The 25,872-nt window shown below is 52.4% G+C and carries 26 protein-coding genes; 6 read left to right on the top strand and 20 right to left on the bottom strand.

All coding sequences use genetic code 11. The features are described from left to right. From GQY55_RS24990 to GQY55_RS24965, 6 genes are all read right to left on the bottom strand, one after another. Entirely contained in the window at positions 1-948 is a 948-nt protein-coding gene (locus GQY55_RS24990) for an ABC transporter permease (protein ID WP_160044640.1), read from the bottom strand. A 2-nt stretch (positions 949-950) separates the two neighbouring features. Then, positions 951-1,883, bottom strand: a complete 933-nt coding sequence (locus tag GQY55_RS24985) for an ABC transporter permease (protein WP_160044639.1) — start codon at positions 1,881-1,883, stop codon at positions 951-953. Positions 1,884-2,102: 219 nt separating this feature from the next. Next, a complete protein-coding gene (locus GQY55_RS24980; RefSeq protein WP_160044638.1) occupies positions 2,103-3,758 on the bottom strand; it encodes a peptide ABC transporter substrate-binding protein in 1,656 nt (551 codons plus the stop codon). Between the two features lie 144 nt (positions 3,759-3,902). Further along, positions 3,903-4,292: a DUF3397 domain-containing protein gene (locus tag GQY55_RS24975; protein WP_160044637.1), complete on the bottom strand. Its 390-nt coding sequence runs from the start codon at positions 4,290-4,292 to the stop codon at positions 3,903-3,905. 5 nt (positions 4,293-4,297) lie between these two features. After that, on the bottom strand, positions 4,298-5,275 hold the full coding sequence (locus GQY55_RS24970; RefSeq protein ID WP_160044636.1) for a ketopantoate reductase family protein: 978 nt from the start codon (positions 5,273-5,275) through the stop codon (positions 4,298-4,300). A gap of 217 nt (positions 5,276-5,492) precedes the next feature. Further along, on the bottom strand, positions 5,493-6,140 hold the full coding sequence (locus tag GQY55_RS24965) for an RsfA family transcriptional regulator (RefSeq protein ID WP_160044635.1): 648 nt from the start codon (positions 6,138-6,140) through the stop codon (positions 5,493-5,495). A gap of 360 nt (positions 6,141-6,500) precedes the next feature. On the opposite strand from GQY55_RS24965, the gene GQY55_RS24960 reads away from it, so the two are divergent. Then, a complete protein-coding gene (locus tag GQY55_RS24960; RefSeq protein WP_160044634.1) occupies positions 6,501-6,737 on the top strand; it encodes a DUF2626 family protein in 237 nt (78 codons plus the stop codon). 230 nt (positions 6,738-6,967) lie between these two features. Beyond that, the gene (locus tag GQY55_RS24955) at positions 6,968-8,068 is read left to right on the top strand and encodes a coiled-coil domain-containing protein (protein WP_236575845.1); all 1,101 of its coding nucleotides are present in this window, start codon (positions 6,968-6,970) and stop codon (positions 8,066-8,068) included. An 11-nt stretch (positions 8,069-8,079) separates the two neighbouring features. Here GQY55_RS24955 and GQY55_RS24950 read toward each other — a convergent pair whose 3' ends face one another. Beyond that, entirely contained in the window at positions 8,080-9,321 is a 1,242-nt protein-coding gene (locus GQY55_RS24950) for an extracellular solute-binding protein (protein WP_160044633.1), read from the bottom strand. 183 nt (positions 9,322-9,504) lie between these two features. Further along, positions 9,505-10,836, bottom strand: coding sequence for a PhoH family protein (locus GQY55_RS24945; RefSeq protein ID WP_160044632.1), 1,332 nt, complete (start codon positions 10,834-10,836; stop codon positions 9,505-9,507). A 108-nt stretch (positions 10,837-10,944) separates the two neighbouring features. Here GQY55_RS24945 and GQY55_RS24940 point away from each other — a divergent pair, with 108 nt between their 5' ends. Next, on the top strand, positions 10,945-11,514 hold the full coding sequence (locus GQY55_RS24940) for a YhcN/YlaJ family sporulation lipoprotein (protein ID WP_160044631.1): 570 nt from the start codon (positions 10,945-10,947) through the stop codon (positions 11,512-11,514). Positions 11,515-11,582: 68 nt separating this feature from the next. On the opposite strand, the gene GQY55_RS31855 is transcribed toward GQY55_RS24940, so the two are convergent. From GQY55_RS31855 to GQY55_RS24915, 6 genes are all read right to left on the bottom strand, one after another. After that, positions 11,583-11,711, bottom strand: coding sequence for a hypothetical protein (locus GQY55_RS31855; protein ID WP_268895063.1), 129 nt, complete (start codon positions 11,709-11,711; stop codon positions 11,583-11,585). A gap of 73 nt (positions 11,712-11,784) precedes the next feature. Further along, entirely contained in the window at positions 11,785-12,861 is a 1,077-nt protein-coding gene (locus tag GQY55_RS24935; protein ID WP_160044630.1) for an LCP family protein, read from the bottom strand. A 97-nt stretch (positions 12,862-12,958) separates the two neighbouring features. Further along, a complete protein-coding gene (locus GQY55_RS24930; RefSeq protein ID WP_160044629.1) occupies positions 12,959-13,255 on the bottom strand; it encodes a YlaH-like family protein in 297 nt (98 codons plus the stop codon). A 55-nt stretch (positions 13,256-13,310) separates the two neighbouring features. Next, entirely contained in the window at positions 13,311-15,152 is a 1,842-nt protein-coding gene (typA, locus tag GQY55_RS24925; RefSeq protein ID WP_160044628.1) for a translational GTPase TypA, read from the bottom strand. 139 nt (positions 15,153-15,291) lie between these two features. Beyond that, a complete protein-coding gene (locus GQY55_RS24920) occupies positions 15,292-15,801 on the bottom strand; it encodes a hypothetical protein (RefSeq protein ID WP_160044747.1) in 510 nt (169 codons plus the stop codon). Positions 15,802-16,003: 202 nt separating this feature from the next. Next, a complete protein-coding gene (locus GQY55_RS24915) occupies positions 16,004-16,663 on the bottom strand; it encodes a TerC family protein (protein ID WP_160044627.1) in 660 nt (219 codons plus the stop codon). 132 nt (positions 16,664-16,795) lie between these two features. On the opposite strand from GQY55_RS24915, the gene GQY55_RS24910 reads away from it, so the two are divergent. Then, entirely contained in the window at positions 16,796-17,488 is a 693-nt protein-coding gene (locus GQY55_RS24910) for a TerC family protein (protein WP_160044626.1), read from the top strand. A gap of 124 nt (positions 17,489-17,612) precedes the next feature. Here the strand turns inward: GQY55_RS24910 and thiI are convergent, their stop codons facing one another. The 5 genes from thiI to GQY55_RS24885 all read right to left on the bottom strand — a co-directional run bounded on the left by thiI (position 17,613) and on the right by GQY55_RS24885 (position 21,753). Continuing rightward, complete coding sequence (thiI, locus tag GQY55_RS24905) at positions 17,613-18,839, bottom strand: tRNA uracil 4-sulfurtransferase ThiI (protein ID WP_160044625.1); 1,227 nt, start codon at positions 18,837-18,839, stop codon at positions 17,613-17,615. A 1-nt stretch (position 18,840) separates the two neighbouring features. Next, entirely contained in the window at positions 18,841-19,995 is a 1,155-nt protein-coding gene (locus tag GQY55_RS24900; protein WP_160044624.1) for a cysteine desulfurase family protein, read from the bottom strand. A 148-nt stretch (positions 19,996-20,143) separates the two neighbouring features. After that, positions 20,144-20,869 (bottom strand): lytic transglycosylase domain-containing protein, encoded by a 726-nt coding sequence (locus GQY55_RS24895; RefSeq protein WP_160044623.1) that lies wholly within the window; start codon positions 20,867-20,869, stop codon positions 20,144-20,146. 227 nt (positions 20,870-21,096) lie between these two features. After that, the gene (locus GQY55_RS24890) at positions 21,097-21,489 is read right to left on the bottom strand and encodes a hypothetical protein (protein WP_160044622.1); all 393 of its coding nucleotides are present in this window, start codon (positions 21,487-21,489) and stop codon (positions 21,097-21,099) included. A 42-nt stretch (positions 21,490-21,531) separates the two neighbouring features. Next, positions 21,532-21,753, bottom strand: coding sequence for a DUF1540 domain-containing protein (locus GQY55_RS24885; RefSeq protein WP_160044621.1), 222 nt, complete (start codon positions 21,751-21,753; stop codon positions 21,532-21,534). Between the two features lie 208 nt (positions 21,754-21,961). Here GQY55_RS24885 and GQY55_RS24880 point away from each other — a divergent pair, with 208 nt between their 5' ends. Continuing rightward, positions 21,962-22,942 carry a family 43 glycosylhydrolase gene (locus GQY55_RS24880; RefSeq protein WP_373309176.1) on the top strand — a complete coding sequence of 327 codons (981 nt, stop codon included), beginning with the start codon at positions 21,962-21,964 and terminating at the stop codon, positions 22,940-22,942. A 79-nt stretch (positions 22,943-23,021) separates the two neighbouring features. Here GQY55_RS24880 and GQY55_RS24875 read toward each other — a convergent pair whose 3' ends face one another. After that, positions 23,022-23,528, bottom strand: coding sequence for a YpuI family protein (locus GQY55_RS24875; protein ID WP_160044619.1), 507 nt, complete (start codon positions 23,526-23,528; stop codon positions 23,022-23,024). Positions 23,529-23,767: 239 nt separating this feature from the next. Between GQY55_RS24875 and GQY55_RS24870 the strand changes: the two genes are divergently transcribed. After that, on the top strand, positions 23,768-25,654 hold the full coding sequence (locus tag GQY55_RS24870) for a S8 family peptidase (protein WP_160044618.1): 1,887 nt from the start codon (positions 23,768-23,770) through the stop codon (positions 25,652-25,654). Positions 25,655-25,872: the final 218 nt, after the last annotated feature.

The following is a 25,872-nucleotide window of genomic DNA, read 5'->3' as shown; positions in this document are numbered from 1 at the left end:
TTATTTCAATTTCGGATCGAGCGCATCACGGAGGCCATCACCGAAAATATTAAATGCAAGCATGGTCAAGCTGATAATGATCGCCGGGAAGAGCATCCGCCAAGGATAATACATCCAGCCCGTCAATGCGTCGTTGATCATCGAACCGAGCGACGCCCTCGGGGCCTGCACCCCGAGACCGAGGAAGCTGAGAAACGCTTCCGAGAAAATCGCGTTTGGCACGGACAACGTCAGCGTGACGATGATCGGCCCGACCGCGTTCGGCAGCAAGTGCCGGAACAGCAGCCGGCCGGAGCCTGCGCCCATCGAACGGGAAGCAAGCACGAACTCGCGGTTTTTGAGCTGCATGATTTCGCCGCGCACGATCCACGACATGTTGATCCATCCGGTAATCGTCAGGGCCAAAATGATCGTGCCGATGCTCGGCTCAAACACGACCAGCAGCAAAATGGTAACGAGCATATAAGGAATGGAGTACAAAACCTCCGAAAATTTATTCATAATGGCGTCTACGCGTCCGCCGAAGTAACCCATAATCCCCCCGTAGATCACGCCGATCAGCAGGTCGATGAGGGCTGCGGCCAGACCGACGATAAGGGAAATCCGCGTTCCCATCCAGGTACGGACGAACATGTCGCGTCCCAAATCGTCGGTTCCGAACCAGTGCTCTTTGGACGGCGGCTGGTTTGTGTTCAACAGGTCGTTGGTCGAGGAATCGAAATTCGCGAACAACGGGCCGAAAATCGCTGCCAGGACGATGAGCAAAAGCACAACCAAGCTCGCCATCGCCAACTTGTTTTTGCGGAGCCGCTGCCATGCGTCTTTCCACGCCGACAGGCTTTCCCGCTGAATGATCTCCGCCTGCTTTTCGTCGACGCCGATTTTACGGAAGTCTTCCGGCGTCAACTCTGCGGCTGCGTTCGTGAAAGTAGTCTCATTCGCTGCCACCGTTATCCCTCCTTCCCGCCGGTCAATTTGATGCGAGGATCAACCAGCACATAAACGATATCCGTAATAAAACGCGCAAGCATGAGCAAAACGCCGTAGAAAATGGTGACGCCCATGATCATCGTGTAATCCCGGTTTGTGATGCATTCAACGAACACTTTGCCGATCCCGCCGATGCCGAAGATTTGTTCGATAACGACGGAACCCGTAATGATATTGGCGGTCATCGGACCGATATAAGTGACCACCGGCAAGATGCCGTTGCGGATCACGTGTCTGAACATAATCGTTAACCAGTTCAGGCCTTTGGCCTTGGCTGTCTTGATATAATCGGCATGCAGCACTTCAAGCATGCTTGAACGCGTCAAACGCGCGATAAATGCAATCGGTTGCGCAGACAACGCTGCGACGGGCAGCACGTAATCCAGAGGACCGTCGAAGCCCATGACATGGAACCAGCCCAGCTTCTCGCCGAATATAAACTGAATGAGGGACGCCAGCACGAAACTCGGTACGGCAATCCCCAATACGGCGAGGATCATGGCGACGTTATCAATCAGCTTCCGATGGTAAAGGGCTGCGAGCATCCCGAGCAAAATCCCGACGATGACCGAGATGACGATCGCGATCAGGCCGAGCTTCAGCGAAGCCGAGAAGGTTTGCAGAATGATATCCGTAACCTCCTGGTTTTGGTGTTTCATCGAAATGCCGAAGTCTCCCGTAGCTATATCGCCCAAATATTTGAAATATTGCACATATACCGGTTTATCGAGACCGTACTGCTCCATTAGACGGGCTTGGATCTCAGGCGGGACCTTTTTCTCGGACATAAAAGGATCCCCTGGTATGGCTTTCATCAGAAAAAAGGTGGCTGATATCAAAATGAACAACGACACCAGCATATAAAAGAACTTATTGGCTACATAACGAACCATGCCCGATTTAACCCTCCCCGCAATTATTTTTAAATTCTACATATTTCGACAATATTCGATATAATTCGATTTTAATGAATCCGAGGCGCTTTTGTCCAATCTATTTACTACTAATTCAAGAAATATCTACCTCAAGCAAAATCATGTGAAAAAAAATCGGGACATATATGGAAGATCCACATATATATCCCGAATTACTTTCCAAATTTACACTATCATTTACTCGAAGTATGCGCGCGTAAAGTCAACGCCGCCGGAGTAATCGATTTTGACACCTTTCAAGTTCGGTTTGATCAGTGCTACGTTGGTGTAGTAGTAAATCGGTAACAGCACTTGTTGATCTTGAATCAAAAGTTTTTCTGCTTTTACGAAGTCGTCCATACGTTTTGCGTTGTCGGAGGAAGCCAGTGCATCGCTGACAAGCGCGTCGTATTCTTTATTTTTAAAGCCGATGTCGTTGTTGCCGCTCTTCGAGGTCCACAGGTCAAAGAACGTCATCGGATCGTTGTAGTCAGGGCTCCAGCCTGCGCGTGCGATTTGATAGTTCAAGCTTCTGCGGTTTTTGAGGAACACGCCCCATTCCTGGTTTTCGGTTTGCACGTTTACGCCCAGGTTTCGCTTCCACATATCCGCCACGGCGAGGGCAATTTTCTTATGCTTTTCACTCGAGTTGTAAATCAGGGTTACTGGAGGAAGCGTCGTGTAACCTTCTTCTTTCATGCCTTCCTGCAGCAGTTTTTTCGCTTCGTCCATGTTTTCGGTAAAGTAATCGTCTTTATGTTCCGTGCGGAAATCTTCTTTCTCGCCCGCAATGCCCGGAGGAACGAATCCGAACGCCGGTTTTTCTTCGCTTTGCGTTACTTTTTCGACGATCTCTTGACGGCTCAAAGCCATTGTGAAAGCCTTGCGGATTTTCGCGTTGTCAAACGGCTTTGCCGTTACGTTGAACTGATAGAAATACACGCTGCCGATCGGTTTCAGATTCAGCTCGTTTTTCAGTTCTTTTTTCACCGCAGGCATTTGGTCGGTCGGAATTTCGCCGTTCGGGTTACCCGCATAATCCAATTGTCCGCTTCTGTAACTGGAAAGCTCCGTCGCGCCGCTGTTGGAAAGGGACATCGTGATTTTGTTCAGCTTGATGTCTTTGTTATCCCAGTAGTTTGCGTTTTTCGTTACTTCAATCTTTTGACCGGTTGTCCAAGTCGTCAGCGTGAAAGGACCGTTTGTGATCATCGTTTTTGGATCGGCAGCCCATTTCGGGTTGTCCTTCACGGATTGGTGAACCGGATAGAACGTATAGAACGACGTCAGGCTGAGGAAATAAGGCGTCGGATTTTTCAGCGTGACTTCAAGCGTGTAGTCGTCGGTCGCTTTTACGCCTACTTGATTGAAATCGGTCGTTTTTTTGTTGTTGTATTCTTCGGCGCCTTTAATGTAATACAACTGGTAAGCGTATGGCGGAGCCGGCGTCGAGTTCGGATCGAGCACGCGCTGCCATGCAAAGACGAAATCTTTGGCGGTCACAGGATCGCCGTTGCTCCATTTCGCGTCTTTGCGGAGGTGGAAAACATATTTCAGTCCATCGGAAGAGATATCCCATTTCTCGGCTACCCCAGGGACCGGTTTGCTGTTTTCATCCAGGCGGACCAGGCCTTCATACATCATGTTAAGCACAGTATGAGCCTGGGAGTCTTGCGCTTGCGCCGGGTCAAAAGTTGGCGGTTCAGCGCTGAGGTTGATGTGAAGTATTTGATCTTTGGCAGCGGAGGCGTTTTCCTTGGAACCGCCGCCGGCGTTCTTCGAGCCGCAGCCCGCAAGAACGGTTCCCACAACTAGGAGCATCGTTAGCAGGGTCAATAGTGTTTTCCTTCTCATGATGTAAATCCCCCTAAGGTTATTAAGTGTATGGTAAATGATTATACAACCAGTGGTCAAAAAAATCCATACCCAAAATCAAGTTCATATCGTTGGGTATATGGCGATGCCGCTTTTTTGAACATTTTTTGTCCTGCATATTTTCTACGACATCGTTATGAATATGTATTTTAGTATTCCAAATATTGTAAATAATAGGTAACTGAAGCTCATGACGACAAAGGACATCCGCCAAATTAGTTTCGCCATTTTTTGTATGTCTATCCTGCCCTTGAGGCGGTTTTGCGCGCTGCCGACAAGCCCTACGGAAATAAGCAAAAGCAGCAATATGAGATAAAATCCGAACCTGGAACCAAAGGTAAGATTAAACAGCGCCGACACCGAAATGATCAGGAACAACGTCGTCACGTCCATGGCAAGTTTCAGGGAAGCCTTTCGGTTATGTTTCCACCTGTAATGGATAAAGTATACGAGCAAAAAAGGAAAAAACGGGAGAAGGCTCAAAAACACAAACGAATTTTTCAGAAAATCCAAACGGATCACTCCTCTCGAATCGACAGTCCTTTCACCATGCCGGCAATCAGTTCGTGGGCCGGAGCCCGCATCCCGGCTTTTTGCGCCAAAGCGATGATTGCGCCGTTGATCCAGTCCACCTCGGTTTCCGCCCCGTCCTGAACATCCTTCAGCATTGAAGAGGTATTGCGTGCCGTAGCCCGGCACACGTCCAGAATCTGATCCCAAATATCCTCTTCCCAGCCGATACCGCAGGCATCATATACGGCGAGCGCTTCGTCAAGCAGCTGCCTCATCGCCTGCAAACGAACGTCCGAAGCGAGCAGCTCCCCGTTGCGTATATTCCACAGCGCGGTAAGCGGATTGATGACCGCATTGATCAACAGCTTGCGATAAATTCTGCTATCCATGTCATTCGCTAAAACCGCCGAAAATCCTGCATTTTGCAGCATTTCCGCCAAATCTTCGAGACGTTTTTCATTCCGGCCATCCAACCTTTCTCCGCCGGCGCCGATCCATGTCGTTCCCGCTCCCGCATGCACCACTTCGTGCGATGCCGTCCGTTTCGCCCCTTCCGTCGTGACGGCCGCATACAGCGGCCAGCCGGGAAGGATCTTTTGCAGCCGCTCCATATGCCCAAAGCCGTTCTGGAAGCAGACGACCCCCGGCGGATTCCCGGCCGCTTGCTTGTCCCCCAGCAATTTCGCCGCCGACATCAAGCAGGCCTCTTCGGTGTCCTTTTGTTTGGTCATGAGCATCATCCAGCGTCCGGGCTTTTGGCTCCATGCCGGAGCAAACTCCTCCAGCGTACCCGCAGCGAACGTTCCCGGCACCGCCCGAATGCAACAATCGCCGGCAGCGTTTCGAATGAGAATGCCTTTGGAGTTAAGCTCTTTTGCCTGCTCGGCCGTTCGGCACCATATCCGCGCTTCAACCCCCGCAGCCGCGAGTTTACCGCCGTACAGCAGCCCAAGCGAGCCGCCGCCGATCAGATCTATCGTCATCGTATATCCCCACCTGTTTCGACTTTTGCTTGCGATATTATTTTTTGAGAACTTGTTCCTCTATTGCTATTATAGCCCACGGGAAGCCCCGGAAACGAGAAAAAAGTCTGGCTTCGTCAGCACAGACTTCGTACTCCCCTGCAAAATACCCGTTCGGCGCTTAGGGCTCAGCTGATCCGGACGGGTCCTTCGGGTTATGGCTTGATGATGTTCACGCCTATTCAATGCGTTCGAGATTGCCGTTTGCATCCATCTTAAAGCGGGTTTTAAGCTCTTCTTCTTCCTCCGTCAAAAAAGCAAGACGGCGCGCCCGGTCCATGATTTGGATCAGCGCTTTGTAATCGTCATTGACAACCCGGTAGTCCGTCTGAACCTCGTTTACTTCCTTGCTCAGCTGCTCGTTGATTCTGCGCAAATTGGCGATCTCGTCTTCTTTTTCGCGGAGCTCTTTCTCGAGCATTTTGAGTTGGCGCCCGTTTTCCTGCAGATTTCCTTTCCATTGGCGCAAAAAGCGGATGACCGCATCGATGGACAGCGACTCCTCGCTTGCCCCGTCAACCTTGTAATATCCGGCCTCGGCTTCGAGTCCCAGACCTGCAACCTGCAACCCGCTGCTCGCAGGTTGTTTTTTGTAATAGCTGCGTTTTTGCCGTTGCGATTTGGCCAGGCTGATGGCTTCCTCGTACTTTTTGCGGACGCAGCTGTTCCAGCGGAATCCGCATGCAGCCGGCGTTCTTCCGATTTTTTCGCCGACCTCCTCGAATGCGGCCAGCTGCGTGCTTCCCTCACGGATATGCCTTAATGTAACCTCCGCCAAAATAAGATCGTCTTCGGCGCTCCACGCATCTTGTCTAACTGCTGTCATGCAACAAAACCCTCCTAACAACATCCTAAAATAACCGTCTTCAAACCCTTGGTTTGCGCTTTGGTTTGAATGGGGTATAACAGCTGCTTAATTTCATTTCTATGCTTCTCATAGAGTTCATAGAATCTATTTGATACTAAATTGTATTGCCAAATTTTAATGGGCTCATACTCCAAAGGCTGGAAATTTCACCTGCGATTCTTCGGGCTGAATACTTTCCATGGCAATGATCACAATAAGCAATAGAGAAAAGAAAAAAGTTCACATTTGTTCATGACTTTTCGTTTACACCCATTTGCGATAACGTTATAATGATGTGTAGTAAAGCTACGACCGTACATAAGAGAGGGGGATACTTACGTGGCACGCATGTTTCGAGTACTTGGCTTCTTTACGCTCGCGATCGGTTTGATGGCATTTGCCGGAAACATGGTGGAGATGGCGTTGCTGTTTTTCGTGCAGACTGCCTTTTTCATGATTTTAGGTTACCTGAAATTTACGGAAAAAACCTATATTGTTCTCTTCTGGGGCTACATGATCGTGACGTTTACCGGTTTCAGCTACTGGACAGTCTTCAAAATGGGTCTGCCGCTGTAATTTGGATTCCCGATCAAAGCTTCAAGAATTACAAAAGAGACGATCCGACACCGTTGCCGGACCGTCTTTTTTCATTTTGGCGATCTCGGCTAAAAGAAAATTGAATTGTTTGTTGATCGTCCGTGCCTTTCGTCCGTGAACGAAGATTATGAAATGGAAGGTGCAGGCATATAGTTTAAAATAGGACTGGCAATCAAAGGTTCTAGTCTTGCCTTGAGGGGGGAAGATCTGTGAAAGGCATCTGGAGACGTCAACGGCTGCTGGTTCTGATCGTGCCGGTTTTGCTCCTCTCCCTGCTGCATCCGCAGCAAACGCTGAAGGCTGATCCGAAAGTTCCTGAGGACGCCGAGCAGCAGCAGATGCTGCAAAAGGGACTGTCGATCGTGGAGATCGATCATGAGATTGAACGCATCAAAGCCCGGCAGGAGGAAACGCAAAAAGAAATCGAGAAACTTCAAACCCAGTTGGAAGACAAGGAGAAACAAATCGAGAACCGCCGGGAGCGTGCGGGCGCCGTCATCCGATCTTATTATATGGGCGATAGAGAGAGTTTGTTCACGATACTTTTTTCGGCGCAGAGCCTAAGCGAACTTATCGAAATATACAACTTTTACGAACTGATCATGGATCAGGATAAAACGGTGCTGGATGCCTACCAGTCGGAATACGCGAGCATCAAGAAGACGAAAGGCCGTCTGGAGGACTCCAACCGCCAGCTGGAGCAAATCAGGGTAAATCTCGTAAAGCAAAGGGAGCGCGTGCTGGCGCTGCAAAAGGAGCTGGACGGCGACATTTCCGGCAGCAGCGATCCGGAAGCGATGAAAAAAATGATTTCGGAGTTTACGGCCTATTGGGAAAACGTCGGGATTTACGAGGTAAAACGGTATTTTTCGGCCCTTTCGTCGGCCATGAACGACCTGCCCGAATTTATCCAAAGCAAAAAAGGCGCCATTCGGACGAGCGGCACCACGTATACGATCGAAGTTCAGGAGAAGGATTTGAACGAATTTCTGGTCGGCAAAAACGAGCTGTTCAAAAATTTCGCTTTCCGTTTCCGGGACGGCAAGGTGATTGCGGAAGGAACAAGCGGCACGCTGACGCTGCAGGTGGAAGGGCATTACAGCATCGAAAACGAACCCGAAAACTCGATCCTTTTCCATGTCGACAAGCTTGTGTTCAACGGGCTGGAGCTCCCGGACACCACCTGCCGCCAGCTTGAAGACGAATTCGACCTCGGCTTTTACCCGCAGCAGATCGTATCGTTCGTCAAAGCGACCGAAGTCAGCAGCACGGACCAGGTGCTTCACGTTACTTTGAAGCTGTCCATGTAGATCTTTTTCTTCTATTGGGCGGTTTTTTCGGCCGAATGGCCGCTCATCGTTTCCCTGTACTGCTGTTCGGTCGTTTTTCCGGAAAGGAAAAGTTTTGCGGCTGCGGCGAAATCATTCCATCGGGACTGCAGCGAACGGTCCAAAGCCCCGCCCTCGTTCGGCTTCAGCAACCGGTCGAGCGGGAGCGGCGGCGATTGGAAAACGTCCCTGACATACGCCTTTTTGCGCACGGGCAAATATCCGGTGGCATCCGTCCATATTTTTTGGGACATATCCGACGTCATGTACGCGATCCATCCGGCCGCTTTTCCGGGATCCTCAACCTGCGACGAAACGGCAAAAGACCGCCCGCGCAGCAAAAAAGGATTCGCCGCGTACAGGTGTTCCGGCACCCGAAACTCCGTCATTTCCATATGAGCCTGGTAGGCCGCCGAGTAAGGCACGGACATAAGCGTCAGTCCCCCTTCGCTCAGGCTTGACCAGGCTGTTTGCATGTCTTTGTTGTTAATGAACTGGATGGATGGGCGAAGCTTCGCCATGGCCTCCATTTCCGCGGCCGAAGGATTGACCGGATTCGCCGTCCCGAACGCTCCCATCAATGCGGCAAACGCATACGGATCGCCGGCAGGCAAACCGATCGCTTGTTTATCCTTTCGGCTGTCCAGCTTGGCCAAAAGCTCCTTCCATTCCTTTTCCCCATGCGGCGAATCGCCGGTTTCCGGCGCGGAACCTTGTCCCCGCCACACCAGCACGTAAGGATCCATATCCAACGGGACGCCCCACTGATAACCGTTCCATTCAAGCATTTGGGAAATCGGGCTGATGACGTCGCCTCCGGTCGTGCTGCTTTGATAGGATTCCGCAGGCAATATGTAGCCGCCGAGCGCAAGCGGGCGGATCCACGGGGTGTTGATCAGCATGATGTCCGGTCCTTCGCCGACCTTCAGCGTTTCCGTCAGCCGGCGGTAAGCATCGGCATCCGGTATGTTATTTAATTCGACTTGCACTCCGGTTTCGCTGACGAAAGCTTCGTTCAAGTCGGTCAGTTCCTTGAAATCGGATTCATCGAGATGTGTGGCGATCCGGATCGGCTTGTTGTCCGTATCCTGCGGCGAGGCAGGCTGCGGATTCCAGACGTTCGTTTTTTTCTCTTCGCCGCGGCTGCCGTCAGTGGTCAAATTTTGGGCTTGGGACAAGCTCGTTAAGGACAGCAGCAGGATGGCAAACAATAACCAATAGTTTTTCCGCTTCAATTCGGCCCGCCTCCTCGGAAAATGCTTCATCCCACTCTCCATAGTTTATCAAAAAGATAGGGCGCTTGTCCTACTTTTTGTTGGAAATGTTTGGACTCCCGGCCGTCAAGACGATCAAAGCCCTGGATCCGATGCGCCATGCATGCAAGAAGATCCAGGACTTTGCAATCGCCTCGAAATGTCCTACAGCAAATCCGCCGCCAGCTGCGCGAGCTTCGACCGCTCCCCTTTTTCGAGCGTTATATGTCCGCTGATGTTTTCGGCCTTGAATTTTTCGACGATGTACGTGAGTCCATTGCTTGATGCGTCGAGATAAGGGTGGTCGATTTGTTCGGGATCGCCCATCAGGATGATTTTGCTGCCTTCGCCGACCCGCGACACGATCGTTTTGACTTCATGGCGGGAAAGGTTTTGCGCTTCGTCCACGATGATGAACTGCCCCGGAATGGATCTGCCGCGAATGTACGTCAGCGCCTCGACTTGGATGCTGCCGAGTCCCATCAAAATTTTGTCGATGTCGCCCGATTTTTTCGTATCGAACAGAAACTCGAGGTTGTCGTAAATCGGCTGCATCCATGGACGCAGCTTTTCCTCCTTTTCCCCGGGCAGGTAACCGATATCTTTGCCCATCGGCACGACGGGCCTTGCGATCAGCAGTTTTTTGTATTTATGCTCATCTTCCACTTTCATAAGCCCGGCCGCAAGCGCCAGCAGCGTTTTGCCCGTGCCCGCCTTGCCCGTAATCGTAACCAGCGGAATGTCGTCGTTCAGCAGCAGCTCGAGCGCCATTCGCTGCTGGGCGTTCCGGGCGCAAATCCCCCAAACGGGGTCGTTGCTCAAATAAAGCGGCTCCAGCTTGGTAGCCTCCGCGTTAACTTTCAGCAGCGCCGATTTGGTGCTTCCCATCTCGTCCTTTAAAATGACGAACTCATGCGGGTGAAGCGGGTAGGAAAGCTGCAGCGGCTTGATCGGAAGAAAACGGTACGAATAAAACTCGTCGATCACCGACGGATGAACCTTGAGCTTCAGGTTGCCCGCATACAGATCGTCCGGCCCCGCCGTCCGGTCCGACAAATAGTCCTGCGTATTCAGCCCAAGCACGTCGGCCTTAATCCGGACCAACACGTCCTTGCTGACAAGCACCACCTCGGACGGGTCCTCCTTTTCGCTCTCCTCCATATGATAATTCAAGGCTACGGCGAGTATGCGGTTGTCGTTGGAAATCTCCCCGAACATCTCCTGAACCTTGAGAAAACTTCTGTGATTCAATTCGACCTTCAGACTGCCGCCGTTATCCAAAGCAACCCCGCTGTGCAGGTGCCCGCTTTCCCGCAACCGGTCGAGCAGTCGCGACACCGTGCGGGCGTTCCGCCCGATTTCATCGGCGTTGCGCTTTTTGGAATCGATCTCCTCAAGCACCACCGCGGGAATGACGACCTCATGCTCGTCGAAAGCGTAGATCGCACCGGGATCGTGAAGCAGCACGTTGGTATCCAGTACAAAAATTTTTCTCATACCTTCTCCCTCCACCAAACTCATAATGAACACATAAATTATTCCGTCATGGACATCCTAAGTTACAATTCGCCATTAGAATCTATGACCTGGAAAGGACGATCACATATGAGAATGCTTCTGCTTGTCGTGTTGGCACTGGCTATCGTTAGCGGCTGTAACAAGGCTCAGGACAAAAACGCATCACCCTCTCCTCAAAGTAAACAAGGACCTTCGGCAGCTTCCACCCATTACAACCGGGCAACGGTGCAGTCGACCGGAAAATCGGCGGTGCGCACGGCGGAAAACACGACCGATCTGTCGATCAAAAACCATCTCGAGGCATTGGCCGAACGCGTGGCCGGAGTGAAAAAAGCTCACGCCGTCGTGTTCGGAAACACGGCGGTCGTCGGCATCGACGTCGACGGCAATCTGACCCGGTCCCGCGTCGGCACCATCAAATATTCGGTGGCCGAAGCGCTGCGCAAGGATCCGCGGGGGAAAAACGCGCTCGTGACCGCCGACATGGATTTGTCGCACCGGATTGCCGAAATCGGGGAGCATATTAAAAAAGGAGAACCCGTCTCCGGCTTCGCTTCGGAGCTTGCCGACATCGTCGGCCGCATCGTGCCGCAGCTTCCTAAAGACGTCAAACCGAAAACCGGCACGCCGCCGGCTGCGCCGACACCTCATCGCTAAGCAGGCCCTTTTTCCGCAAAACGCAACATTTTCCACGCGAAATGAAGAAAAAGCCCAGTGAAATATCACTAGGCTTTTTTCTTATGCGGACGCAAGAAGCAGCGCCCTGCTTTGGAACCGGCAGGCCGGCAGCTGCAGCATACGGTTGTATGATCGAAAACGGCTGACGAGATCACTTGCGCAACTGCTTCGGACATCTTCCCGACCTCCTGTACAGGTTCCAGTGTACTCTATTATATTAGGTGTCTTCGCAAATATTGCCCCCAATATTTACGGATTCGCCTTCTCCGCGTTTCCCGTCGAAGCCGGCTGGACTTTTCCCGCCATTTCGTCTTTGAGCGCCTGCTTCGCTTGATTAAGCTCGGCATCGTCCACATAGACATACGGGCTTCTCCAAGTCCCCGTAACCGGCATAAACCGAACGTCTTCCTTATTTACCTTCCAATAAGTGGCGATCATGTTTTTCAGCTGATCGCTTTCGATGTCGGTTTCCATGTTTTTGTCCATGGCCTTCAGAACGCCGCCAAGACTTGTCACGCCCTTGAAGGTTTGCATCTTGTCGATCAGCGCGTGCAGCACTTCGTTTTGTCTGCGGTTGCGGTCGAAATCGTCCGAACCTTTCGTTTTGGGACGGCAGTTGGATTTGCGGTACCGCACGTAATCCAGCGCTTTTGTCCCGTCAAGCTTCTGCTCGCCTTTTTTCAGGTTGATGTTCGTTCCGTCGGCGGTGTCCCGGTAACACATGTCCATATCGACGTTAATGTCCACGCCGCCCAGAGCGTCCACCGCGTCCCGAAATCCCTGGAAGTTGAGGACCGTTACGTAATCGATCGGAATGTCGAAATATTTGCTCATCATCGTTTTCATTTCGTCTTCCGCCTTGATGCCGGTATCCTTTTCTTTCGAAAGGAACGTCGGATAGTAGGCGTTCGCTTTGTTGGACTTATAACCCTTCAGCTGGATTTTCGTGTCCCGCGGAAGCGAAACGACCGTAACCGTTTTGGTGTCCGGATGAAACGCGGTCACCATGATGACGTCGGACAGATGCGTCTTTGTCTCCGGACGGTAGTCGGTGCCAAGGAGCAGCATCGTCAACGGCTTCACTTTTGCCGATTTTTCCGGCGGAACCGGGTTGTTGTTGCCGGTATTCAGCACGCCGTTTTCGGCTTCGTAATACAAGTAACCGGCATAACCGGCCACGGCAAGCACGGCCAAAATAATCACAATCAAAACCAGTTTAAAAAATGCTTTCAATCCGCTCTTCTTTTTTTTCTTTTTGGGCGGCTGTTTGCTTTGTTTGCTGCCACTTTGAGATCGTGGAGGTAAATTATTATTGCTGAAACTCATCTCAAACACCTTTTTCATTTATTTTGAGTTATTCTCTCTATAAACGACGACGCCGCGAAAAAAGTTTCAAAAGAGCCGGAAATGGGTTGCCGCGAAACTAACTTCTTTTTGCCGCTGCCTCTGCCTTTTTCTTCTGGCGTCCTTCCACGAAATACCGGACGCGGACAAGAAGCATAAGGGCTACCGCAACAAGCAGGCACTGGATGATCGGAAGCTTGTCGTGCTGGAATATGAGCAGCATCCCTGATCCGAGCGCCATCAGGACGTACAGCAAAATTTCCTTCAGCAGCGGAAGCTTCTGTTTCACGCGGAAAACTTTATTGTAAACGTACGTAATCAACACGAAAATGATAATGTAAGACACGACCGGATGCGAGGCAAACCAGGCTTGCATGTGCGGTACACTCCTTTCGGTAACGGGCCGGTCCGGCCCGTACGTTCATTACAACTTACAGATTGGCTTCGGCCATTTTGCGGTGCTTCTCGGCACGTTCGCGTTCGCTTTTGTTCAAAATTTTCTTGCGGAGACGGACCGACTTCGGCGTAATCTCGCAATATTCGTCGTCATTCAGGTACTCCAGCGCCTGCTCGAGCGAGAAAATCCGCGGCGTCTTCATTTTTACTGTATCATCTTTTGTCGCCGAACGCACGTTGGTGAGCTGTTTCTCCTTACAGATGTTGACGACGATGTCGTTGTCGCGGTTATGTTCGCCGACGATCATGCCTTCGTAAATTTCGGTTCCCGGCTCCAGGAACAGGATGCCGCGATCCTCGACGCTCATCATGCCGTAGAACGTGCTTGTCCCGGTTTCGCTGGACACGAGCACGCCTTGGTGGCGTCCGCCGACCTGGCCGCCATGCAGCGGGCCGTAGCTGTCGAATGCGTGGTTCATCACGCCGTAACCGCGCGTCAGCGTCAGGAAATGGGTGCGGTAACCGATCAGGCCGCGGGCCGGAATCAGGAATTCCAGGCGGACCTGGCCGTTGCCGCTGTTGACCATGTTCACCATTTCCGCTTTGCGGGTGCCGAGGCTTTCCATGACGGCGCCCATGCTTTCTTCAGGCACGTCGATGAGCAGGCGTTCGATCGGCTCCATTTTTTTGCCGTCGATTTCGCGGACGATGACTTCAGGTTTGGACACCTGCAGTTCATATCCTTCGCGGCGCATGTTTTCGATCAGGATGCCCAAATGGAGCTCCCCGCGTCCGGAGACGACAAACGCGTCCGGGCTGTCGGTTTCTTCCACGCGCAGGCTGACATCCGTTTCAAGCTCTTTCATCAGGCGTTCGCGCAGCTTGCGGGACGTTACCCATTTCCCCTCGCGTCCGGCGAACGGGCTGTTGTTGACGAGGAACGTCATCTGCAGCGTAGGCTCGTCGATTTTCAGCACAGGCAAAGCTTCCGGATGCTGCGGATCGGCGATCGTTTCCCCGATATTGATGTCTTTGATGCCGGCGATCGCCACGATATCCCCGCCGCCCGCTTCTTCGATTTCGATCCGTTTCAAGCCCTGGAAGCCGAACAGCTTCTCGATCCGGGCAGATTTGCTTTTGCCGTCCCGCATAATGACCGTCACCGGTTGTCCTTGCTTGATGATGCCGCGGTTGACGCGTCCGATGGCGATCCGGCCGAGGTATTCGTTGTAATCCATCAACGTTACGAGAAATTGCAGCGGTTCGTCCACTTTTTCCGTCGGTGCCGGAATATGGTCGACGATCGTTTCATAGAGGGCCAGCATGTTGTCGTCCTGCTTTTCGGGATCCAAGCTGGATGTGCCGTTCAGGGCCGAAGCGTACACGACGGGGAAGTTGAGTTGGTCGTCGTTTGCTTCCAGCTCGATGAACAGGTCGAGCACTTCGTCAATGACTTCGGCCGGGCGTGCTGCCGGACGGTCGATTTTGTTGACGACGACGATCGGGGTCAGATTTTGCTCAAGCGCTTTGCGGAGCACGAATTTGGTCTGCGGCATGCAGCCTTCATAAGCGTCCACCACCAGAAGGACGCCGTCGACCATTTTCATGATCCGTTCCACTTCGCCGCCGAAATCGGCGTGCCCCGGCGTATCGACGATGTTAATCAAAAAATCTTTATACGTAATGGCCGTGTTTTTGGCCAAGATGGTAATTCCGCGTTCACGCTCCAAATCATTGGAGTCCATGGCGCGCTCCTGCAAATGCTCATGCTCCCCGAAAATGCCGGATTGCTGCAAAAGCTGGTCTACCAGCGTCGTTTTGCCATGGTCAACGTGGGCAATAATGGCAATGTTGCGAATTTTATCTCTTGAATGCATGGTTTTATCCAGATCCTTTCCCTTTCAAATCAGTGCGGATGTCTTCACCAAAAGAAGCGCCGGGCGGTAAATGCCGACGCTTCAACATATCCCTTATATTATAGTGAAATTTCAGAAAAAAACAAGTTTTTTTGTCCTGTCACCAGCCGCGGTTCCACTTGTTTCCACGGGATCGGCCTTTCCCCGCAATAAACCAAATGCCCAGCGCAATCAGCAGGACGGCCAGCACGTAGATCGCGCCGGTGTGCAGCAAAGTAAAGAACAGCAGCACGAACGACACGATGCCGAGAAACAGCGCGATCAGCAGCACGCCTTCCGGTTTGGGGGATTCGAACATATGGTATTCGTATACTCCGACCGCAATGCCGAGCAAAAACACCGGCCAAAGATACGTCATGAGCCCGAAACCCCAAAAATTACAAATGGCGAACATCAAGCCGTACACCACCAGCGCGCCGCCCGGAATAAGCACATAGGCCCGGGCCCTTTTGCTGAAAAACAGCAGATGGAGCAGCAAGCCGACGATGATGATGGCAAACGGCCACAAGGTGCGTCCCAAAAAACCGAACACGCCCAACTTCCCCAGCAAAATAACTACCCCGGCTATGACGATAAACAACCCCAGCCTTACATCGTTTTTGGAGGACATTTTCCCCACCCTCTTTTCTCCTGTACCTTCACGTATCGTTTCTGCACCAAACGACATGTTTTCACCCTTAGTTTATCTGAAAAAAAGCGAAAAAACCATATTCGTCCCGTAAATTTTTTACAGCCAAAGTAAGGAAAAATGTAAAATATTGCTGCCCTTCGCAAACAAAAAAGCCGGCAAAAAACCGGCTCTTGCGGGAAAACTATGAACGGTGAAGCGACAGCTTCCGGAAGCCTCCGGCGGCAATGACGAGAGCGGTCACAAGCGCGGGGACCAGCTTATGAAGCTCGGGCATGAGGGAGGACAGCAACATGCCGGTCCGGGAATCCTGCAGAAGCATGTCGCCGGCGGTATATCCCAGAATGCCCGCTCCCAAATAAATTAGAAGCGGAAAGCGGTGAAGCAGCCCGACGATCAAATTGCTGCCGAAAACGACGATCGGAATGCTGATGGCGATCCCGATGACGAGCAGCGCCAAGTCCCCGTTCGCCACGCCGGCGAGTGCCAGCACATTATCGAGGCTCATGATGAAATCGGCGGCCAAAATGCTTCGCACCGCCTTCCAAAGCGAAGCGGACTCGCCCATTCGGACATCGTCCTTTTCATCCGCCAGCAGCTTGCACGCGATCCAGAACAGGAGAACGCCTCCCGCTGCCTGCACGAACGGAATTTTCAGCAATAACACGGCGACGAACGTCAGGACGCATCTTAATGCGACCGCTCCGAGCGATCCCCACCAGACCGCCTGCCTGCGCTGCCTGGGCGGCAGATTTTTGCTTGCAAGCGCAATGACGACGGCATTGTCTCCGCTCAGCACCAAATTGATCATCAGAATCTGGGCAAGCAGCCATATCGGTTCCAACAGTCAACACCCCCACACTTACTCCTATGCCTCCGTCGTCCAAGCTATGCTTGACTATAATTGAAATATTATCCTATAATGAATCCGATTTGTTAAGGCTCCGTTTACAGTCATGACGAGGAGTGACCCGATGTGGAAGCTGTACTGGCCTTTTTGGCGAAATTGATCAATATCGTATTTCTCGATCTTATCTTAGCTGGCGATAACGCCATCGTGATTGGCCTGGCTGCGAGGAACCTGCCGTCCTCAACGCAGAAAAAGGCCATTTTTTATGGAACCGGAGGCGCGGTCCTCCTGCGGATCATCGCAACGATCGTTGTGGTATGGCTGCTCAAAATTCCTTGGCTTCTGCTCGTCGGCGGCGTCCTTTTGATCGGCATTGCCTACAAGCTTCTCGCTGACGATGACGACCACACCGATATTAAAGCGGGGCGCACGCTTTGGGGCGCGGTACGAACCATTATCGTGGCGGACGCCGCCATGGGGCTGGACAACGTGATTGCGGTCGCCGGCGCGGCCCAGCAAAATATTCTGCTCGTCATTATCGGCCTGCTGATCAGCGTCCCGATCGTCGTTTGGGGAAGCACCCTTTTCATAAAATTAATCGACCGTTTCACCTGGATCATCTATCTGGGATCGGCCGTGCTCGGGTATACGGCGTCCAACATGATTACGGAAGAGAAGCGGCTGCAGCCGTTTTTCGAAGAACATCCCGCGCTCCGCATCGCTTTTATAGCGGTCGTCATCCTCGGCGTGCTGATCGCCGGTTATGTGAAAAAGCGGCTGGACCAGCAAAAAAAGAAAAACGAAAATTCGTACGGCTAAAGTCAAACCGTTAGCGATGTTTGGTTGACACTGCGCTTCGGACCTTGGCAGACATGCAAAAAACCGTCTCAGGTCGCAACCCGGACGGTTTTTTTGTGTTGTTTAAATATTGGTGATTTAAGGTTTAGAACCAATCTTCCTCGATGGCTTCCTCGCGGTCCGCCGCAATGACCGAGCTTGGCGTCAGGATGACCGTTTCGGTGCGCTGCACGGCCTCCTCCAACATCCCGGGCAGATTTTCGAGGGATGCCTCGACTCTTTCCACCACATGCAAATTCGGGTTGGTCGTCGGAGATTTCGGGACAAACAGCGTGCAGCAGTCTTCGTATGGCAGAATCGACAACTCATAGGTGCCGATTTCCTGCGCGATCTCCACGATTTCGTTTTTGTCCATCATGACGAGCGGGCGCAGCAACGGCAGCTCCGTCGCACGGCCGATGACGTTCATGCTTGGCAGCGTCTGGCTGGCCACTTGCCCGAGGCTGTCCCCTGTGACGATTGCAAGCGCCCCTTCGCGCTCGGCCAGCATGGTGGCGATCCGCAGCATCGAGCGGCGCATCAGCGTGATGATCAGATTATCCTGGCCCACCTGCGTAAAGGAAGTCTGAATTTCCGTAAACGGAACCAGATGTATTTTGATTTTGCCCGCGTAACCCGAAAGCACCTTCGCCAGCTCCATCACTTTCTCTTTGGCTTTCCGGCTCGTAAAAGGGTAACTGTAAAAATGAACGCATTCCACTTCCAAACCGCGTCGCATCGCGGAATACCCCGCCACGGGGCTGTCGATGCCGCCCGACAAGAGCAGCATGGCCTTGCCGTTGCTTCCCCGCGGGAAGCCGCCGGCGCCAGGGATGACCTCACAGTAAATGTACGTACCGCTTTCCCTGATTTCGATCCGAAGCTCCAGTTCCGGGTTCCTCATGCTGACTTTGAGCTGTCCGAATTCGCTCAGCAGCGGCGACCCGACCAAATGGTTCATTTCCTGCGACGGATGCGGGAAAGCTTTCCATACCCGCCGGGCCGTTACCTTGAAGGTCGTTTCGTCCTTCAAATCCATTTGCTTGATAAACGCCCTGCTGGTTTCGATGATAGCATCCAGTTCCGACGGGCAGACGGCCACCGGGCTGACGGAATAAAGGCCGAACACTTTTTTCAGCACCTTGATGATCGCATTCGGGTCTTCGCCGTTCAGGACGATGTACAGCCTGCCGTATTCCTTTTGAATCGTCGCGGCCGGAAACGGCCGGATGACGGACTTCACGTGCGCCAAAACCGTTCGTTCGAACCGGCCCCGGTTTTTTCCTTTTAGTGTAAGCTCTCCGAGGCGGAGAAGCAGCATATCGTATTTCAAATTATTTCATTCCTTCCTGCCTTAACGGCTGCAAGCGGTTCACCGCAGCATTCAGCGCGGATATCAACTGCTGCAGCTCTTCATGCGTATTGGTCATGCCCATGCTGATCCGGATGGCGCTTGATGCGGCATCCCCGCTCCTTCCCATCGCCAGCAGCACCCGGCTCGGCTCGGCCGTTTTGGAGGAGCAGGCCGACTTGGTCGAAACCAACGCTCCGTGCTCCTCCAGCGAATGAAGCAGCACTTCGGCCTTCATCCCCGGAAAAGACAAGTTGACGATATGGGGAGCGCCTTCCCTGAAGCTGTTCGGCTCAAGGACGGGATTGGTCCCGATCCAGGCCAGAAGCTCGTCCCGCAACGCGCCGACCTGCGCCATGAACGCTTCCGTTTGTTCCGCGGCCATCCGCATCGCTTTGGACATCGCCACGATCCCCGGGATATTTTCGGTTCCGGCCCGCATTCCCGCTTCCTGCTTGCCTCCCGTCAACAGCGGGTGAAGGGTGATGCCCTCCCGCTTGTACAGGATGCCCGTCCCTTTCGGACCGCGGATTTTATGGGCGGATAACGTATAAAGGTCGGCTTTCCACGCCTTCAAACGGACGGGAAGTTTGCCGAACCCTTGAACCCCGTCGATGTGGAACAACGTCAGCGGATTGGCTTCTTTGACCGCCCGCCCGATTTCCTCAAGCGGCTGAACGGCCCCGGTTTCGTTATTGACGTGCATGATGCTGACCAGAATCGTATCCTTCCGAACAGCGGACGCGACATGCGCTGGATCGACCTTTCCTTTGCCGTCGACGGGCAAAAACGTCACCTCGTAGCCTTGGCGCTGCAGCGCCAGGCAGGTGTCATAAACCGATGGATGTTCGATTTCCGTCGTCACGATATGTTTCCCGCGGCCGGCATACTGCATCGCCGCGCCTTTGATGGCCATATTGTTGCCTTCGGTTGCGCCGGAAGTCCATATGATTTCGGACGGCTGCACCTGCAGCGATGCCGCGCACACCTCCCGCGCCCGTTGGATCAGTCTGGCGGCATCCTCTCCCATTCGGTGAATGGAGGAAGGGTTGCCGTAATGTTTTTTCATGACCTCCGCCATCGTTTGGACGACTTCGTCATAAGGCGGCGTACTTGCCGCATGGTCCCAATATACCATGGTTGCCTCATCCTCCCGCATTGCAGTTTCCGGACAATACAAAAAGATCAAAAGGAGGGTGAGTTTTCCGAAATGATGTCATAAGCCGTTTCCCCCGTTTGATCCCGTCATTTTAACCGTTTGTTTATCGTCCTGCTCGTCTATCGTATTATGCTTCGTACTTCAACTGCGCGTCCGCGACTTTACGGATGTATTTTCTCGTTTCGAGCGGCAGCATGTCAAGTTTGCCCATCAGCTGCTCGTCGGTGGATACCCCAAGTTTGGCGAGGCGGTTCGGACCCGCATTGTATGCGGCCAACGCCATGTTCACCTGACCGTTAAACCGGTTGATCTGATACGACAGGTAACGCGTGCCCGCATCGATGTTTTGCGCAGGATCAAACGGATCGGTGACGCCCAGTCCCGCTGCGGTTCCGTCCATCAGCTGCATCAGTCCCTTCGCCCCGGCGGACGACACGACGTTTGGATTAAAAGAGGACTCCGTATCGATGACCGCTTTAATCAAGGCTTCGTCGACGCCGTATTTTTCGCTCGCTTGCCGAATCAAATCGTCGTAGGCAGTAGGGCCAGATTTCGAAACCGAATGGCGCGTTTCATGGCCTGAAATATCCGAAGTTTCCGTGCTTGCCGTCTTGCCGAGCTGTTGCCACAACAAACCGTCGCGGTACGTAACCCCCGGCGCCGTCGGCGCCACCGCAGCATCGGTGCCGGATACGTCACCGGACGAAGGCTGGACGTATTGCTTCAGCATGACGCCGAAACCCGAGCCGCTCCCGCCCTGCAAAATGTCCTGGATAAGCTCGTCCCTATTTTGAATGCGGCTGTTGTCTTGAAGCGAAGACAGCTGCTTCGCGGTTGCCGAATCGATCTGCATGCTTCAATAACCTCGTTTTCGTCAAAGTAATGGAATGCTTTAGGCTATTTTATCATGCTTTCGGCAATTTACGCCATATTCCCGTGAAATATTATGTATTTTGCCATCACGGGAAGATCTTTTATCCGCAGTAATCATCTAAAATGGAGCGCCTTAGCGGCATAAAAAAGCGTCCCTCCGCCGAGTTTACGGCAGAAAGGACGCTTTTTCGGGCTTTAGGCGGCGGATTATCGAGCGAATGGAATAAGAATAAAATAGCTTACCGTGGCCAAAATGCCAAGCCCCATTCCCCAAGCGCCCCACGCTTTTTTACCTTTGCTGTAAGCGTAGAAGCCGGTTGCGGCAGCGATCGGCCCGAGAACGATGGACCACAGGAACAAGGATACGACGCCGCAGGCTACGCTGATGTAGCCGGCCGTTCTTCCCCATGTTTCCTCCTGGCCCGCGTCGCCGGCATCCTCATCGATTTCATACCGCGCCGATTTCGGCGGCGCTACCTCGGCGGCATATTCCTCGCGATGATTGTCGCGGCGCGGGTAATCCGTGCGCTCCCGTTTTGGTTCGTATTCCCTTTCCTCTTTCGGCTGCTCTTGCTCTTCATGTTCGCGTAAATCGTCCATCGGAATACCTCCCTGCTATGGTTGGTGACTTTGCGGACTGCATTAAGAAGATTTGGGTCTGAACGTCAGGCAGCAGGTAGCGGAAGAATTCGGCGCATAGTCCTTGTGCTCGGCGAAATGTTCGTGTCCGAACTCCTCGCTGTATTTCGCGGAAGCATGCTTGTCGATTTCGATCAGGATCTGTTCCGCTTTGCAGACGTTTTGCTCGCCCCAGAAATTGCAGTTGCTGACGCTGCATTTGACAATAGTTCTTGGATCACTCATGTTTAGGTCACCTCATATAGCATTGTCCCCTTGTGAACGACCCTGTATACCGCGATCCCCATGTCAGTTGCTGGCCGGAGTTCAAAATTCATGAAACGGAATTCCATCCGGGAAAGCAAACCATTTTCCTATTGACAGCGTTTACAATCGTATTGTAAATTTCATTAAAGACTAAATCTTTTTATATTTTTTTGAAATCATTTTTGCAATGCGAAAGGAGACATCAAAAATGCGAAAGAAGAAAACGATGCTGGCATCCCTGTTGTTAACGGCCATGTTCTTCGTTCAGTCGATCATTCCTGCAAGCGCTTCAACATGGAACCTGAACGGAGATACCAACGTGCATGATCCCGCCTACATCGTGGAAAACGGAACGGGAACGCACTGGGCATTCAGTACGGGCTCGGGCATCCAGGTCCTCTATTCCACCAACGGCACGACCTACCAACGCTCGCTTCCCATTTTCAATCAAAAGCCGGCCTGGTGGAGCCAGTACGTACCGAAACAGGACGGACTGGACGTATGGGCACCGGATATTTTCTATTACAACGGAACGTATTACCTGTATTATTCCATCTCCACGTTCGGTTCAAAAGTGTCGGCGATCGGCCTTGTCACGACCAATTCGATTTCCGGCGGCGTTTGGAAAGACCAGGGGATGGTAACGTATTCTAACGATTCCTCCCCTTATAATGCCATCGACCCGAATCTGATGCAGGACGAAAAAGGCAACCTATGGATGGTGTTCGGTTCATGGAGCAACGGGATCTACATCACCGCCATCAGCAAGGATACGATGAAGCCGACGGGCAACGCCTACCGGATCGCCACCAAATCCGGAGGTATCGAAGCGCCGAACCTGGTATATAACAGCAAAACCGGTTATTATTATTTGTTTGTTTCGATCGGAAAATGCTGCTCGGGCCTGGACAGCACTTACCAAGTTGCGGTCGGCCGTTCCAAAAGCGTGCTCGGACCGTTTTACGACAAAAACGGAGTCGACATGAAAAACGGAGGAGCCACCGTCATCGACAGCGGCAACAGCGCGTGGATCGGGCCCGGAGGACAGGACATCAACGGCACGAACGTCATCGCAAGACACGCGTACAGTGCCGCGGAAAACGGAGCGCCGAAGCTGCTCATCAGCGATTTGTACTGGGATGCGGACGGGTGGCCGTATTACAACTGACGAAGTCACACGAAAAAAAGCGAGCGTTCGGATTTGCCTCCGAAGCTCGCTTTTTGCGTATTCGTTGATAACGGGCGGCTTACGCGTGAGAACGCTGGCTTTGCATTCTGCGCTCCGTCAAATAGTCGCTTTCATAATAAGTAAGGTCATCTCTGAGGTCTTCAAATACTTTCGTAATGTCCAGAATAATGTCCCGCACCGGACGCACAGGTTTCACCCGAAAACGGATCGCGTCTTGCCCGGTATAAGCGTAACGGCCATCCTCGGAATAACTTTCGCTTTTCGGATAGAAAAAGTTATTCACGCAATGGTGATATACGTTATAGAGAGCTTTCTCAGCGAATTCGGTATCGAAATTGGCGCGGCGCAGCGCGATTCCAAGCTTCTCCGAAGAAACTTCGCTAAATACTAGCAGATGGCGCAAATCCGACAGAAATCCTTTGTAAAAATGCACCGTTTCCTCGTTGGCATCCGCGGCAAGCTGCGAAAGCGAATGTTCGTTCAAAAATACCTCCAGCTTATCGATCGCATACTTCAGCTTCTCCTTCGTGGTCTCACACAACCTTTGAACATTACCTGCTGACATCGCTAATTTGCTCCCCCTTAATGATTCCTTCAGTCCAAATACTGGCATCATACAAATCAACCGCTTTACAGCATCATTTTTCCATGTACTATCCTAACACAAAACAATGTAAAGCGGTATCCCTTTTAGGGATTCCGGACGGACAAAAACAAGCAGCCCCCGCCATCGCGATTCCAAGAATAAAATAACCCTTCTTTCCTAACGATAAAGGTAATTTCATGATCAGGGAGGTTTATCTTATGTCCCGTCGCACATGGGCGGGCATCGGCATCGCGGCGGCCGCCGCCGCGCTTATTATCGTGATGCAGATGCCCCGTTCCGCCGATACCCATACCCGAAAGGAAGCCGCGGAGCCGGTCGTTCCCACTCCGAAGCAGGAGCATATATCCAAGCAAAACCTGGTGGCCCAGGATATCGCTTCAACGGACCAACTGACCCGCCTCGACGCCAAACAGCATTTGGTTTCGATGATCGAAAGACTCAGCGAGGCCGGACCGGCTCAAATATCGGACGATATCCGGAAGCTGCAAAAATCGCATGACCATTTTACCATGATGATATGGCAGGACGCCAAACACGGCAAACAGCGCGTATATGCCGCCAAAAACGATTGGAGCGCCGCGGACCGGAAAACGCTGAAGGGATATATCGACAAAGCGGCAAACAGCATCAACCAACAGCGATCCTATGAGTCGCCTTCTTTCAAGCTGGACGGCAAGCAGTATTTCGTCATCGCCGAGCCCTCCAAAAACAAGCCGAAGCAGGGCGTCATCGCCTTGATGAACCAACGGATTTTGATGGAAGTGGTCAATCACCAGAAGAAAAACCTGCGGCTCATACCTTATCCGAAGGAAGGCAAATTCAAGGTGGAATCGGTCCATGCCGATACGCTGCGGGATATTACCGTCCGGACGGGCCATGACAACGAAAAGGCGAGCCATTTTTACGAAAACGAAATCGTCGTTCGTTTTCGTCAAGATCCTTCCCGCCAGGAAATGAACCGGATCATGGGCGAGCTGCGGGCCGAATCGTCGCGCAAGCTGGGTTACGCTTACGTGTTTCATGCAAGCGGCATGGATTACAGCCAGTTAAAGGCGTACTTTTTGAAAAACTGGAACCCGTTGTATGTTGAACCGCATTATTTGTATATGACCAACGACAAAATCAAGGGAGCTTCCAGCACGCTTCCGAATGTGCCGAACGATCTGCTGTTCGCCAAATACCAATGGAACCTGCCGGCGACCGAAACGAACCAGGCTTGGGATTTGTCACGCGGCAGCAGCGACATCATCGTCGGCATCGTAGATACCGGCGTCGACTTGAATCATCCCGACCTGCAGGGGCAGCTGCTGAACGGATACAACGTCATCAACCCGGACTCCGATCCGTTGGACGACGTCGGGCATGGAACGCATGTATCGGGCATTATCGGCGCTCTCGTAAACAATAACGAAGGTGTCGCCGGGATCAGCTGGTACAATAAAATGCTCCCGGTCAAAGCGCTCGATAAATCCGGTTCCGGCACGACCTATTCGGTCGCCGAAGGCATCATTTGGGCGGCGGACAACGGGGCCAAGGTCATCAACATGAGCCTCGGCAACTATGCGGACTCGCAGTTTCTCCACGACGCCGTAAAATACGCCTTCGACAAGGACGTCGTGCTGGTTGCCGCCTCGGGAAACGATAACACGGAACGCCCGGGATACCCTGCCGCTTATCCGGAGGTGCTTGCCGTGGCGGCGACCGATTCCAACTGGAAACGGGCCTCGTATTCCAATTACGGGGATTATATCGACGTGGCAGCGCCGGGGACAAGCATCGCCAGCACTTACCCGGGGAACCAATATGCGGCATTGTCGGGAACATCGATGGCAAGCCCGCATGTCTCCGCGATGGCCGCCTTGATCCGCTCCCGGAATCCGGATCTCACCAACAAGCAAGTGATGGACATCATGCGCAGCAGCACCATAGATTTGGGGCCCAAAGGAAAGGACAAATATTACGGGTATGGACAAATCGACATTTATAAAGCGCTGCAGGCTGCCGGAAGCACGGAAGCGCCGCTTCAGTTCTGGCCGCAGCATGTCCAGAAGAAGATGGAATCCATTTTGAAGAAGGACAAATAATTTTGCCCGCCGTTTGGCGGGAGCGGTCATAAGAAAAACGTCCACACAAGTACTTCCACAGAAGACAAACCGCGCTTAGCGGAAATTTTTACGTGAGATATGTGAAGCCGTCGCTTCGAAACATACACTTTCTTGTATATAAAAAAAGCAATCAGCCCTCTTGTGATATGCTCCCATCATAGTAGACAGTAGAAAAAATAAAAACTTCTACTACTTCA

This window comes from Paenibacillus sp. USDA918EY (assembly GCF_009870825.1).
Lineage (GTDB): Bacteria > Bacillota > Bacilli > Paenibacillales > Paenibacillaceae > Paenibacillus_AQ > Paenibacillus_AQ albilobatus.
This window is presented reverse-complemented; position numbering and strand designations above follow the sequence as displayed.